The 13,302-nt window shown below is 57.4% G+C and carries 16 protein-coding genes and 1 other annotated feature; of the genes, 15 read left to right on the forward strand and 1 reads right to left on the reverse strand.

All coding sequences use genetic code 11. The features are described from left to right. Positions 1-32: 32 nt before the first annotated feature. Genes puuD through ACN1CO_RS08435 form a run of 3 tightly spaced genes read left to right on the forward strand, consistent with a single transcriptional unit; the run spans position 33 to position 2,647 of the window. Positions 33-800, forward strand: a complete 768-nt coding sequence (gene puuD / locus ACN1CO_RS08425; RefSeq protein ID WP_419138583.1) for a gamma-glutamyl-gamma-aminobutyrate hydrolase — start codon at positions 33-35, stop codon at positions 798-800. Next, positions 793-1,350, forward strand: coding sequence for an HTH-type transcriptional regulator PuuR (gene puuR, locus ACN1CO_RS08430; protein ID WP_419138584.1), 558 nt, complete (start codon positions 793-795; stop codon positions 1,348-1,350). Before puuD ends, puuR begins: the two co-directional genes overlap by 8 nt. A gap of 19 nt (positions 1,351-1,369) precedes the next feature. Next, a complete protein-coding gene (locus ACN1CO_RS08435) occupies positions 1,370-2,647 on the forward strand; it encodes an NAD(P)/FAD-dependent oxidoreductase (RefSeq protein WP_419138585.1) in 1,278 nt (425 codons plus the stop codon). A gap of 166 nt (positions 2,648-2,813) precedes the next feature. Here the strand turns inward: ACN1CO_RS08435 and ACN1CO_RS08440 are convergent, their stop codons facing one another. Next, complete coding sequence (locus tag ACN1CO_RS08440) at positions 2,814-3,641, reverse strand: SDR family oxidoreductase (protein WP_107319916.1); 828 nt, start codon at positions 3,639-3,641, stop codon at positions 2,814-2,816. A gap of 179 nt (positions 3,642-3,820) precedes the next feature. Here ACN1CO_RS08440 and hisL point away from each other — a divergent pair, with 179 nt between their 5' ends. The 12 genes from hisL (at position 3,821) to ACN1CO_RS08500 (ending at position 13,269) form a co-directional block, all read left to right on the forward strand. Beyond that, on the forward strand, positions 3,821-3,868 hold the full coding sequence (hisL, locus tag ACN1CO_RS08445) for a his operon leader peptide (protein ID WP_100396937.1): 48 nt from the start codon (positions 3,821-3,823) through the stop codon (positions 3,866-3,868). Next, positions 3,844-3,964, forward strand: a sequence feature (His leader region). Its footprint overlaps the gene before it by 25 nt. A gap of 48 nt (positions 3,965-4,012) precedes the next feature. After that, positions 4,013-4,912, forward strand: a complete 900-nt coding sequence (hisG, locus tag ACN1CO_RS08450; protein WP_419138586.1) for an ATP phosphoribosyltransferase — start codon at positions 4,013-4,015, stop codon at positions 4,910-4,912. Between the two features lie 3 nt (positions 4,913-4,915). After that, positions 4,916-6,220, forward strand: a complete 1,305-nt coding sequence (gene hisD, locus ACN1CO_RS08455) for a histidinol dehydrogenase (protein WP_419138587.1) — start codon at positions 4,916-4,918, stop codon at positions 6,218-6,220. Continuing rightward, positions 6,217-7,293 (forward strand): histidinol-phosphate transaminase, encoded by a 1,077-nt coding sequence (hisC, locus tag ACN1CO_RS08460; RefSeq protein ID WP_419138588.1) that lies wholly within the window; start codon positions 6,217-6,219, stop codon positions 7,291-7,293. The genes hisD and hisC overlap by 4 nt, the downstream gene beginning before the upstream one ends. After that, positions 7,290-8,357, forward strand: coding sequence for a bifunctional histidinol-phosphatase/imidazoleglycerol-phosphate dehydratase HisB (hisB, locus tag ACN1CO_RS08465; protein WP_419138589.1), 1,068 nt, complete (start codon positions 7,290-7,292; stop codon positions 8,355-8,357). Before hisC ends, hisB begins: the two co-directional genes overlap by 4 nt. Continuing rightward, positions 8,357-8,947, forward strand: coding sequence for an imidazole glycerol phosphate synthase subunit HisH (hisH, locus tag ACN1CO_RS08470; RefSeq protein ID WP_008926061.1), 591 nt, complete (start codon positions 8,357-8,359; stop codon positions 8,945-8,947). Before hisB ends, hisH begins: the two co-directional genes overlap by 1 nt. After that, positions 8,947-9,684 (forward strand): 1-(5-phosphoribosyl)-5-[(5-phosphoribosylamino)methylideneamino]imidazole-4-carboxamide isomerase, encoded by a 738-nt coding sequence (hisA, locus tag ACN1CO_RS08475; protein ID WP_419138590.1) that lies wholly within the window; start codon positions 8,947-8,949, stop codon positions 9,682-9,684. Before hisH ends, hisA begins: the two co-directional genes overlap by 1 nt. Then, complete coding sequence (gene hisF / locus ACN1CO_RS08480) at positions 9,666-10,442, forward strand: imidazole glycerol phosphate synthase subunit HisF (RefSeq protein ID WP_004571310.1); 777 nt, start codon at positions 9,666-9,668, stop codon at positions 10,440-10,442. Before hisA ends, hisF begins: the two co-directional genes overlap by 19 nt. Continuing rightward, positions 10,436-11,047 carry a bifunctional phosphoribosyl-AMP cyclohydrolase/phosphoribosyl-ATP diphosphatase HisIE gene (gene hisIE / locus ACN1CO_RS08485; protein ID WP_419138591.1) on the forward strand — a complete coding sequence of 204 codons (612 nt, stop codon included), beginning with the start codon at positions 10,436-10,438 and terminating at the stop codon, positions 11,045-11,047. The genes hisF and hisIE overlap by 7 nt, the downstream gene beginning before the upstream one ends. Positions 11,048-11,160: 113 nt before the next feature. Then, positions 11,161-12,477 carry a type II toxin-antitoxin system HipA family toxin gene (locus tag ACN1CO_RS08490; RefSeq protein WP_419138592.1) on the forward strand — a complete coding sequence of 439 codons (1,317 nt, stop codon included), beginning with the start codon at positions 11,161-11,163 and terminating at the stop codon, positions 12,475-12,477. Further along, entirely contained in the window at positions 12,474-12,806 is a 333-nt protein-coding gene (locus ACN1CO_RS08495) for a helix-turn-helix domain-containing protein (protein ID WP_419138593.1), read from the forward strand. Before ACN1CO_RS08490 ends, ACN1CO_RS08495 begins: the two co-directional genes overlap by 4 nt. Next, positions 12,793-13,269, forward strand: coding sequence for a YbaK/prolyl-tRNA synthetase associated domain-containing protein (locus tag ACN1CO_RS08500; protein WP_136197179.1), 477 nt, complete (start codon positions 12,793-12,795; stop codon positions 13,267-13,269). The genes ACN1CO_RS08495 and ACN1CO_RS08500 overlap by 14 nt, the downstream gene beginning before the upstream one ends. Positions 13,270-13,302: the final 33 nt, after the last annotated feature.

Raw genomic sequence — 13,302 nt, forward strand, 5'->3', positions numbered from 1 at the left:
AGATATTTCGAACAGTGATGCGAGGACGTGAGATGGGCATTATTTTTGACAAGCCGTTGATTGGCGTAGTGATGTGCCAGAAAGATCTGGGTGGTCACTTAACTCAGACGGTTCACAACAAATATTCCGATGCGGTTATCCTTGCGGGCGGCGTGCCGCTGGCCCTGCCCCACAGTCTGATGAATGCGCCTCATCTATTAGAAAACGCTATGGCCGTTCTGGATGGCCTGCTGCTGACCGGCAGCCCCAGCAATATCGAACCCTGGCATTATGGCGAGGCGGGCGAAGAGCCGCATGCCGATCCGGGCCGTGACCGTCTTGCCTTTCAGCTGATCACCTGGGCCACCAGCCACAAAATGCCGATGTTCGGCATTTGCCGTGGAATGCAGGAACTGGTGGTGGCCAATGGCGGAGCGCTATGGCGCGAGGTCAGTGAGCAGCCGCCGTTTCAGCGTCATCATGAAGATGAGACGCTGCCACTGGATCAGCAGTATGCGCCGGCACATCAGGTCACTATCGAACCGGATGGCGTGCTCGCGACATTGCTGGACAGCGACAGCCCGCTAAGGGTCAATTCACTGCATCACCAGGGCGTACGTGAGCCGGGCCCGCAACTGCGCGTAGAAGCACGCGCGCCGGATGGCCTGATTGAGGCAGTGAGTCTGCGTCATCATCCCTTCGCCCTGGCGGTGCAGTGGCATCCTGAGTGGCAGCCGGAAAGCACGGCGGGTTCGCAGGCGCTGTTCAGCGGCTTTATACAGGCCGCCCTTCGCTATCACAGGGGAAAAGCCGATGAGTGATACCACGCTGGCACCGGGACGACGGCTGGCGCAGATCCGGCAGACGATGGGGCTGTCGCAACGTCGCGTTGCCGAACTGGCCGGACTGACCCACAGCGCCATCAGCACCATTGAGCAGGATAAAGTCAGCCCGGCGGTCAGCACGCTGCAGAAGCTGCTGAAAGTTTATGGGCTGTCGCTGTCAGAATTCTTCTCGGAACCCAAAGCGGATGCGGAACCGAAGGTGATTGTCCGCGCCAGCGATCTGCTGGAGATTGGCAGTCAGGGCGTTTCGCTGAAGCTGATCGACAACGGTCGTGCGCAGCGCACGCTGGGCATGCTGCTGGAAACCTATCAACCCGGCGCCAGCACCGGCGAGAAGCTGCGTCATCCAGGGGAAGAGACCGGCACGCTGCTGGAAGGTGAAATTACGCTGGTCATCAACGGACAGCAGTTTCATCTCTCCGCCGGAGAGAGCTATGTGATTGATACCGGCTTACCTCACAGCTTCACCAACAGTGCTGAAATTCCCTGCCGCATTGTCAGTGCCCACACGCCAGCCAACTTTTAGGCGCTTCAAGGAGGTTGTTATGAATTATGTGGAGAGTTATTACGCAGCGACAGCCAATCCGCATGCGCCCTGGCCGACCTTACAGGAGAGCATTCAGTGTGACGTCTGTATTATTGGTGGCGGTTTCACCGGTCTTTCGGCGGCGCTGCATCTGACCGAAGTCGGCTACGACGTGGTCGTGCTGGAAGCGGCCCGGGTTGGCTTCGGTGCCAGCGGGCGTAACGGCGGCCAGGTAGTGAATTCCTATAGCCGCGACGTAGATGTGATTGAGCAGCGCTATGGTAAAGAGAGCGCCCGTATGCTGGGCAGCATGATGTTTGAAGGCGCTGAGATTATCCGCGATCGCATTAAGCGGTATGCGATTGAGTGCGATTACCGGCCTGGCGGCGTGTTTGCGGCCCTTAATGCGCGCCAGATGGCGCATCTGCAAAAACAGAAGACGTTGTGGCAGCATTATGGGAATCACGATCTGGAGCTGCTGGACGAACGCGCCATTCGCCGCGAAGTCGCCACCGAACGCTACGTCGGTGGGCTGCTGGATCGGCGCGGCGGTCATCTGCATCCGCTGAACCTAGCACTGGGTGAAGCGGAAGCCATCCGGCGACATGGCGGGCGCATCTATGAACAGTCTGCCGCAACTGAGGTCGTTTATGGCACACCTAACCGGGTGAAGACCGCCCAGGGCGAGGTGAGCGCGCAATTTGTTATCTTCGCCGGTAACGCCTACCTGTCACCCCAACTGGAGCCGCGTCTGAGCCGGAAAAGCATGCCGTGCGGATCGCAGATTGTGGCGACCGAGCCGCTGACATCTGACCAGGCGTTGTCGCTGATGCCAAACAATTACTGTGTGGAAGATTGTAACTACCTGCTGGATTACTTCCGTCTGACCGCAGACAACCGGCTACTGTATGGCGGTGGCGTCGTCTATGGCGCAAGGGAACCGGCCGATATCGAAGCGTTGATTCGACCCAAGCTGCTCCGCACTTTCCCGCAGTTACAAAACGTGAAGCTGGACTTCAGCTGGAGCGGCAATTTCCTGCTGACGCTGTCGCGTATGCCGCAGTTTGGCCGGCTGGAAAAGAATGTCTATTTCATGCAGGGCGACAGCGGTCATGGCGTGACCAGCACCCATCTGTCCGGCAAGCTGATTAGCGAAGTGTTACGTGGCGACGCCGAACGGTTTGACGCCTTCGCCCGCTTGCCCCACCTGCCGTTCCCCGGCGGGCGGCGCTTTAAGGTGCCGCTGACGGCGATGGGAGCGGTATGGTACGCATTGAGGGATCGGTTGGGTGTGTGAGGCTGAGGGCCAGACTTTACTGTCTGGCCTGTCTAGCTTCGGTCTGTCTGCGGGCACATTTTGCACTGCCCTTGAAACCTTAAAGTATGTTGTAACTAGTCAGGAGACAGAACGATGAAACAATTCAGCGGGGGCACCCTGCCCCCGCAACCACACCAGCCGCCGGTTACTCCAGCGGCATTTTAACCGGATCGTCATAGCGGTACTCGAAACCGAGTTCGCTACAGATGCGGGAACCATCTATCAGTTTACCACTGTCTTTCACTGCTTCTGGCGCGAACTGCGGCGGCTGCAGACCCAGCTGGCGCGTAACCGCAGGATAGAAGGTGTCACGCGTCGGGTGTTTAGGCGCACTGAGGTTGTACACCCGGCCTCCTTTCGGCGACTGCAGTAGCAGCGTAATCGCCTCGACCACATCATCCAGGTGCACCAGATTCACGCCCTGCGAGCCATTCGCCACATCCTGCTTGCCGGCCAGGAATCGTCCCGGATGACGCTTTGGCCCGACCAGACCAGACAGACGCACAATATCCACACTGGTTCCCGGCAGATCGTGCAGCCAGCTCTCCAGTTTGACCAGCGTCTTTCCGGCTACCGTTTCTGCGGTCAGCGGGCTGTTTTCCCGCTTCACACCGGAGCTGCCACCATAGACTGATGTTGAGCTGGTAAAGATGATGCGCGGCACTTTATAAACCAGCGCGGTATCGACCACATTCTGCACCGCCTGCAGATAGGCCTCGCCGCCTTCTGCGGTGCGGCTGGCGGGCAGCGTGACGATCAGCGCATCAACGTTGAACAGCGGCTCGATATCGGCGGCATCACACAGCAGTTCCGGCGTCAGTTCCAGCTGGAACGCCTCGATGCCACAACGGCGTGCGGCTTCCACTCCATCTGGCGTGGTTTTGCTGCCGGTGACCTGCCAGCCTCGCGCGGTTAATGCCGTGGCCAGCGGCATACCCAACCAGCCCAGTCCCACAATCGCGACCTTCTTCATTTTGACTCCTGACGTGAAACATCAACCCTGACTTCACCGTAGTTTGCCCCCGGATTGCAAACCAGAACAACCTGTTTCAGCGCTTTCCGAACCGCCCGTTTAAAAAAGTGTTGCCAAGCGCAGCCATCTTCGCTAGGTTAAACCCCACAAATGAATACTCATTCATCGACGAGATTATTATGACACGCGTTCAGTTCAACCATCATCACCACCATCATCCTGACTAGTCTTTCAGGCGATTGGTGCTGGAAGACTCTCAAGATCTTCCAGTGGTGTGAACGCAAGAGAACCCCCGGAAGATCGTCTTCCGGGGGTTTTTTTATGGGCTGATGCAACCACACATTCAGGACAGGATTAAGAGGACAGGAACCATGTTAGATAACACCCGTTTACGCATAGCTATGCAGAAATCTGGCCGTTTAAGTGATGATTCACGCGAACTGCTGGCGCGCTGCGGCGTTAAAATCAACCTTCAGCAACAGCGCCTGATTGCGTTTGCGGAGAACATGCCGATCGACATCCTGCGTGTACGCGATGACGATATCCCTGGTCTGGTGATGGATGGTGTGGTCGATTTAGGCATCATCGGTGAGAACGTGCTGGAAGAAGAGCTGCTCTCGCGCCGTGCCCAGGGTGACGATCCGCGTTACTTTACGCTGCGCCGCCTGGATTTCGGCGGCTGCCGTCTGTCGCTGGCGATGGCGACAGACGCCGAGTATACCGGCCCGGAATGCCTCGATAAATCCCGTATCGCTACCTCTTATCCGCACCTGCTCAAACAGTACCTCGACAAGAAAGGCGTCAGCTTCAAAACCTGTTTACTGAACGGTTCAGTCGAAGTGGCGACCCGCGCCGGTCTGGCGGATGCCATCTGCGATCTGGTTTCTACCGGTGCCACGCTGGAAGCCAACGGCCTGCGTGAAGTTGAAGTGATCTATCGTTCGAAAGCCGTATTGATTCAGCGTGACGGCGAGATGCCTGCCGCTAAGCAGGAGCTGATCGACAAGATGATGACCCGTATTCAGGGCGTGATTAAAGCGCGTGAATCGAAGTACATCATGCTGCACGCGCCGAGTGAGCGCCTGGAAGAAGTGATCAGCCTGCTGCCAGGTGCTGAGCGTCCGACCGTGCTGCCGCTGGCAGGCGATGTCAGCCGCGTGGCAATGCACATGGTCAGCAGCGAAACTCTGTTCTGGGAAACCATGGAAAAACTGAAAGCGCTGGGTGCCAGTTCGATTCTGGTACTGCCTATTGAGAAGATGATGGAGTAAGCCATGGCCTTTTCTACCCCGATTGAGTGGCAGCAGTGTACCCCCGAACAGCAGCAGGCGCTGCTGTTACGTCCTGCCATCGCCGCCTCTGAAAACGTCACGCTGACGGTGCGTAATGTGCTGGAACAGGTAAAGCTGAACGGTGATGACGCTCTCCGCGAGTTCAGCGCCCGCTTCGATAAAGCGCAGGTGGAAAACCTGCGTGTGACGCCGCAGCAAATCGCAGAAGCCAGCGCACGTCTGAGTGACGAGCTGAAGCAGGCGATGGCCGTCGCGGTGGGCAATATCGAAACCTTCCACAACGCCCAGATTCTGCCGCCGGTGGATGTGGAAACGCAGCCCGGCGTGCGCTGCCAGCAGATCACCCGCCCGGTGAAGTCGGTCGGGCTTTATATTCCTGGTGGTTCCGCCCCGCTCTTCTCTACCGTGCTGATGCTGGCGACCCCTGCCCGCATCGCCGGTTGTGGTCGCGTGGTGCTCTGTTCACCCCCGCCGATTGCCGATGAGATCCTGTATGCTGCGCAGCTGTGTGGCGTAGAAGAGGTGTTTCAGGTGGGCGGCGCGCAGGCTATCGCCGCGCTGGCCTTCGGCACTGAAACCGTGCCGCGCGTCGATAAGATTTTTGGCCCGGGCAACGCCTGGGTCACTGAAGCCAAACGTCAGGTGAGTCAGCGTCTTGATGGCGCGGCGATTGATATGCCAGCCGGTCCTTCAGAAGTGCTGGTGATTGCTGATGAAGGTGCCACACCTGCGTTTGTCGCGTCTGATCTGCTTTCACAGGCTGAACATGGCCCTGACTCGCAGGTGATTCTGCTGACGCCGTCATTAAAGCTGGCCGAGGCGGTCGCGGTCGCAGTTGAACAGCAGCTGGCGCAGTTGCCGCGTGCGGCCACGGCGCGTCAGGCGCTGGAGAGCAGCCGCCTGATTGTGGCGCGCGACCTTGAGCAATGCGTTGAGATTTCCAATGTTTACGGCCCGGAGCACCTGATTCTGCAGACCCGTCAGCCGCGCGATCTGGTGGAGTCAATCACCAGCGCCGGGTCGGTATTCTTAGGCGACTGGTCGCCGGAGTCCGCAGGCGACTACGCCTCGGGCACCAATCACGTGTTACCGACCTATGGTTACACCTCGACCTGTTCCAGCCTAGGCCTGGCCGATTTCCAGAAACGCATGACGGTGCAGGAGCTGACGCCGCAGGGCTTCCTGAATCTGGCCGCCACGATTGAAACGCTGGCCGCCGCCGAGCAGCTGGATGCCCACAAGAATGCCGTCACCCTGCGCGTTGCCGCACTGAAGGAGCAAGCATGAGTCAGAATATTGAGCAGCTGGCGCGCGCCAATGTGCGCGCTCTGACGCCCTATATGTCGGCGCGTCGTCTGGGTGGCAACGGTGATGTCTGGCTCAATGCCAACGAGTTTCCGCTGCCGGTGCCGTTCGAGCTGTCGCAGCAGACGCTGAACCGCTATCCGGAGTGTCAGCCTAAGCTGGTAATTGAGCGCTATGCTGCTTATGCAGGCTTGACGCCGGAGCAGGTGCTGGTCAGCCGTGGCGCGGATGAAGCCATCGAACTGATCATGCGCGCCTTTTGTGAGCCGGGTCAGGATGCGATTCTGTTCTGTCCGCCGACCTATGGCATGTACAGCGTCAGCGCTGAAACCATCGGCATTGAATACCGTACTGTCCCGGCGCTCAGTGACTGGCAACTGAACCTGCCTGCCATCGCGGAACAGCTGGATGGCGTCAAAGTCGTTTATCTCTGCAGCCCGAACAACCCGACCGGCAACCTGATTGATCAGGATGATATCCGTCAGCTGCTGACGATGACCGCGGGCAAAGCGCTGGTCGTGGCCGATGAGGCTTATATTGAGTTCTGCCCGCAGGCGACACTCACCGGCTGGCTGAAGGATTATCCGCACCTGGTGATCCTGCGTACGCTCTCTAAAGCCTTTGCGCTGGCGGGCCTGCGTTGCGGCTTTGCGCTGGCGAACAAGCCAGTGATCGACCTGCTGATGAAGGTGATTGCACCCTACCCGCTAGCCACACCAGTGGCCGATGTGGCCGGTCAGGCGCTGAGCGAGCTAGGCGTTGCGCTGATGCGTGAGCATGTGGAACAGCTGAATGCGAACCGCGGCTGGCTGCAGACTGAACTGGCTCAGCTGACCTGCGTTGAGCAGGTTTTCCCCAGCGAGACTAACTATGTGCTGGTGCGCTTTACCGATTCACCAAAAGTCTTCAAAACCTTATGGGATCAGGGCATTATCCTGCGTGATCAGAACAAAAATCCGGGCCTGTCGGGATGCCTGCGCATCTCCATCGGCACGCGTGAAGAGTGCGAACGAGTGATCGCCGCGCTGCAAGCCTTTTCTGTGGAGCAAGCATGAGCCAGAAGACCCTTTTTATTGACCGCGACGGTACATTAATCTCTGAGCCGCCTGAAGATTATCAGGTGGACCGACTGGATAAGCTGGCATTTGAGCCAGACGTTATCCCGGCGCTGCTGGCGCTGCAGGCCGCCGGTTATCGCCTGGTGATGATCACCAACCAGGATGGTCTTGGCACCTCGAGTTTTCCGCAGGCCGATTTCGATGGTCCACACAATCTGATGATGCAGGTTCTGACCTCGCAGGGCATCGCGTTTGACGATGTACTGATCTGCCCGCACCTGCCGGACGATCACTGTGACTGCCGCAAGCCAAAAACCAGAATGGTGGAAGCCTGGCTGAAGGAAGGTGCGCTGGATACCGCCAACAGTTATGTCATTGGCGATCGCCTCACCGATGTGCAGCTGGCCGAGAACATGGGCATTCAGCCTATCCGCTACGGCGCGGACGGCGAGAACTGGCAGACCATTCAGCAGCGTCTGACCCAGCGTGACCGCCATGCGCTGGTGCAGCGCAACACCAAAGAGACGCAGGTGCGGGTTGAACTGTGGCTCGACCGCGAAGGCGGCAGCAAGATTAATACCGGCGTGGGTTTCTTCGACCACATGCTGGACCAGATTGCGGTGCACGGCGGTTTCCGCATGAACATCGAAGTGAAAGGCGATCTCTACATTGACGATCACCACACGGTGGAAGATACCGGTCTGGCGCTGGGCGAAGCACTGCTGAAAGCGCTGGGCGACAAACGCGGCATTGGCCGTTTTGGCTTTGTGCTGCCGATGGACGAATGTCTGGCGCGCTGCGCGCTGGATATCTCCGGCCGTCCGCACATCGAGTTTAAAGCAGAGTTCAACTATCAGCGCGTGGGCGACCTCAGCACCGAGATGGTCGAGCACTTCTTCAGCTCGCTCTCTTACGCCATGATGAGCACCCTGCATCTGAAAACCAAAGGCAAGAACGACCATCACCGCGTCGAAAGCCTGTTTAAAGCTTTTGGTCGTACGCTGCGCCAGGCGATCCGCGTTGAGGGCAATACTCTGCCAAGCTCGAAGGGAGTGCTGTGATGAACGTGGTGATCATGGATACCGGTTGCGCCAACCTCTCATCGGTAAAGTGGGCGATTGAACGTCTGGGCTACACCCCGGAAGTGAGCCGCGATCCCGATGTGGTGCTGCGCGCCGATAAACTGTTTCTGCCGGGCGTCGGCACCGCGCAGGCGGCAATGAATCAGCTGGAAGAGCGTGACCTGATCGATCTGGTGAAAGCCTGTACCCAGCCGGTGCTGGGGATCTGTCTGGGTATGCAGCTGCTGGGACGTGGCAGCGATGAAAATGGCGGCGTGCCGACGCTGGGCATTATTGATGAGCCGGTTTCGTTAATGGACACCCACGGCCTGCCATTGCCGCACATGGGCTGGAACCAGATTACGGCGCAGGCGGGCAATCATCTGTTCCGTGGCATCGACGAAGGCTGCTATTTCTACTTCGTCCACAGCTACGCGATGCCGGTCAATGCCAGCACCATCGCTCAGTGTCACTACGGTGAAGCTTTCACCGCCGCGGTACAGAAAGATAACTTCTTCGGCGTTCAGTTCCATCCGGAACGCTCGGGCAAAGCGGGCGCGCAGCTGCTGAAAAACTTCCTGGAGATGTAATGATTATCCCCGCGTTAGATTTAATTGACGGCAAAGTGGTTCGTCTGCATCAGGGCGATTATGGTCAGCAGCGCGATTACGGCAGCGATCCGCTGCCACGTCTGCAGGATTACGTCAGCCAGGGCGCGACCGTGCTGCATCTGGTGGATTTAACCGGCGCGAAAGATCCGGCGAAACGCCAGATTGCGCTGCTGAAAACCCTGCTCGACGGCGTTGATGTCACGGTGCAGGTCGGTGGCGGCATTCGCAGTCGTGACGATGTGCACGCGCTGCTGGAAGCTGGCGCGAGTCGTGTGGTGGTCGGTTCCACCGCCGTGAAGCAGCCTGAAGAGGTGAAGCGGTGGTTTGCAGAGTTTGGCGCAGAGGCGATTGTGCTCGCATTAGATGTGCGCATTGATGCCAGTAACCGCAAAGAAGTGGCGATCAGTGGCTGGCAGGAAGCGGCAGGCGTGACGCTGGAAGAGGTGATTACCGATTTTCAGCAGGTGGGTCTGAAGCACGTGCTGTGCACCGACATCTCCCGTGACGGCACCCTGAGCGGTTCCAATGTTGCGCTCTATCAGGAAGTGACGGCGCGCTTCCCGACGATTGCTTTCCAGTCCTCGGGTGGCATTGGCGACCTCAATGATATCGCCGCCCTGCGCGGCAGCGGCGTTCAGGGCGTGATTGTCGGACGTGCGCTGCTGGAAGATAAATTCACAGTTTCGGAGGCGATCTCATGCTGGCAAAACGGATAATTCCCTGTCTGGACGTACGTGACGGCCAGGTGGTCAAAGGCGTACAGTTTCGCAATCACGAGATCATCGGCGACATCGTACCGCTGGCGCAGCGTTATGCTGCCGAAGGTGCCGACGAACTGGTGTTCTATGACATCACCGCCTCATCTGATGGCCGCGTCGTCGATAAAAGCTGGGTGTCACGCGTTGCGGAAGTGATCGATATTCCGTTCTGCGTCGCAGGCGGCATTAAAACCCCGGAAGACGCAGCGCGCATTCTGGAGTTTGGTGCGGATAAGATTTCGATTAACTCGCCAGCGCTGGCCGATCCCTCGCTCATCACCCGCCTCGCGGACCGTTTTGGCGTGCAGTGTATCGTGGTCGGCATCGATACCTGGTTTGACGAAGCCAGCGGCAAATATCAGGTGAATCAATATACCGGTGACGAAGCGCGTACCCGCGTAACACAGTGGGAGACGCTAGAGTGGGTGCAGGAAGTGCAGAAGCTGGGCGCAGGCGAGATCGTGCTGAATATGATGAATCAGGATGGCGTGCGTAACGGCTATGACCTGGTGCAGCTGAAGAAAATGCGTGAAGTCTGCAACGTGCCCCTGATCGCCTCTGGCGGCGCAGGCACCATGCAGCACTTCCTCGATGCGTTTACTGAGGCAAATGTGGATGGTGCGTTAGCCGCCTCGGTATTCCATAAGCAGATTATTAATATTGGTGAGCTGAAGAGCTTTCTGATCGACAACGGAGTGGAGATTCGCGCGTGCTAACTGAACAACAACTGACCCTTCTCGACTGGGACAAAACACAGGGCATGATGCCAGTCATCGTTCAGCACAACGTCTCAGGCGAAGTGCTGATGCATGGCTACATGAACCCTGAGGCGCTGGAAAAAACCCTGGCAGAAGGCAATGTCACCTTTTTCTCACGCACCAAAAACCGTCTGTGGACCAAAGGCGAGACCTCCGGCAACTTTCTGCAGGTGGTGAGCATCACGCCTGACTGCGACAACGACACGCTGCTGGTGCTGGCGAACCCGATTGGCCCGACCTGCCATCTGGGCACCACCAGCTGCTTCTCTCCGGCCGTGCCTGAGTGGACCTTCCTCTATCAGCTGGAAGAGCTGCTGGCGTCGCGCAAAACAGCCGACCCTGAAAGCTCTTATACCGCACGCCTCTACGCCAGCGGCACCAAGCGCATCGCGCAGAAAGTGGGCGAAGAAGGGGTTGAGACCGCGCTGGCGGCAACCGTCAACGATCGGGAAGAACTGACTAATGAAGCGTCAGACCTGGTCTATCACCTGATGGTGCTGTTACAGGATCAGGATCTCGACTTCAGCGCCGTGATTAATAACCTCCGCGCCCGCCATCAATAATTGTGCAATATGCTGCTCAGAATTTCGTTTTTATGCGGATTCTGAGCAGAATCCTTCTCAAAAATTAAATTAAACGCTATTGTTGAGCATAATATTGCTCAACAGGTGTTGCCATGCTCACACTCCAGCTATTTATTAAGGGCCGCTGGTATGATGCCGCCCAACTCAATATTCAGCATCCCCTCCAGGGCCGTGAAAGCGCCGCCTTACTTGCGTACGACTTTGACTACGCTGTTGAGTATCTTGATCGGAATGATTACGCCAGTTGCAGTCTGAATTATCCGGTCATGCTTATTGGCAGTTATGCCGCACGTCCGTGGTTCACCTTCCTTGATGACATCATTCCTGCCGGGGCCAGCCGACGTTACTGGGTTCAGCAACTGGGGTTGCAGGGGAAATCTGCGGTTGAGCAGGACTACTGGCTGTTGAAATCGGGCACGATTGCGCCAGTGGGAAACTTGCGTATTAAAGAGTCAATACCCACATTGCCCGCTCAGAGTCAGTTACGCGATCGGCGCTTCCCATCTGAATGGGTCATCGAACGTGACAGTGATTTTCTGGCGTATGCACAGCAAATGGGTGCAGCCAGCGGCGGAGCGACCGGGGCTGGTGGTGAGGCACCCAAACTCTTATTACGCTGTACGCCGCAGGATGAAGTATGGATAGATACCTGGCAGGATGATTTACACAATCAGGATGCCCATTATCTGGTCAAGTATCCGCGCGGAACGCGTAGTGCAATCGACTGCGACATACTTCGCGCCGAATACCACTACTATCATGAGCTGGAGGCAATGGGTTTCGACACGATTCCTTGTGAGCACATGAAGTTGCGTGAAGGTAGCCGCTATCCTTCCTTATGGTTACCTCGCTTTGATGTCAGTTACATTGAGGGCGAAAAAGTGATGTATGGCCTGGAGTCTGTCTATTCGATACTTCAAAAACCACCAGGCAGCTATCTCAATCATTTCGAGGTGATCCGCACTCTGATTAAACGACTTAATCCTGAAAGAGGCGCGCAGGAGGCATTCGTCATTGAGTGGGTAAAACGCGACATGCTAAATATTGCGTTTGGCAATTCAGATAATCATGGCCGTAACAGCGCAATCCTGAAACAGAACACCGGTATGTGGCTTGCACCCATCTATGATTTTGCCCCGATGAAGGCGGATCCTGAAGGCGTGGTACGAACGACGCAATGGGGATCACCTTTTGAAGAGGGAGGATATTATCAATGGCAGCAGATTGCTGAGGCGTTAGGTGATCTGGTCCCCTCTGACAGATTACTGGCCGAACTGGCCGCGCTGGCTCGCCAGCTAACCGGACTCAGAGAGCGCCTGCAGCAACGCGGCGTTCCGGCATCAATTCTGACTATGCCAGCGATGGGATTCGATTATCTGGATCAGCGTATTGAAGGCTGGCAACTATGAAAAAAACGCTGTCACCTTTTGAACGCGAAGCGATGCTGCTGGACCTACTTCAGCAGTTTCTTGAAGAGAAACTGTCACAGGGCGAGCTCCTGATGCAGCTTCGCAAAAACGTGCTGGGATTCTCTCAGGAACGTTACGCCGCGCTGGCCGGGATTAGCCGCCGGACACTGTCTGATATTGAGCAGGACAGGGAGAATACCACGCTGGCTACCCTCAACCGGGCGCTTAAACCGCTGGGTCTGAAAACCGGCATATTGCCGCGTCAACCGCACATGCTGCAGGCACTGATGCTGCAACTGACCGCAGGAGAGAACCGTGACGACCCATGAAAAATTAATCGCCCTGCTCGACCAGCACCAGGCACGCTATCGCCTGATGGAACACGAGGCGACCGGTAAATGTGAAGCCGTTGCGGCGATACGCGGCACCGAAATCGGCCAGGGCGCGAAAGCGCTGGTCTGTCATGTAAAGGGCAACGGCGTTAAACAGCATGTGCTGGCGGTTTTACCGGCCGATCAGCAGGCCGATCTGGGCAAAGTCGCAGCAGCGGTCGGTGGACGACGCGCCTCACTCGCCAGTCCGGCGGAGACCGATCTGCTGACCGGCTGCGTATTCGGGGCGATCCCGCCGTTCAGCTTTCATCCCGACCTCAGACTGGTGGTCGACCCGGCGCTGTTTGAACGTTATCCGGAGATCGCATTTAACGCCGGTCTGCTGGAGCGCTCAGTGATCCTGAACACCGAAGATTACCGATCGCTCTGTGCGGCTGACGTGGTGAAGATAACGCAGTAATTGCCATCCCGGCAGCCCGGCGATACTCTGCAT

It is taken from the genome of Pantoea sp. R13S299 (assembly GCF_048515925.1).
Lineage (GTDB): Bacteria > Pseudomonadota > Gammaproteobacteria > Enterobacterales > Enterobacteriaceae > Pantoea.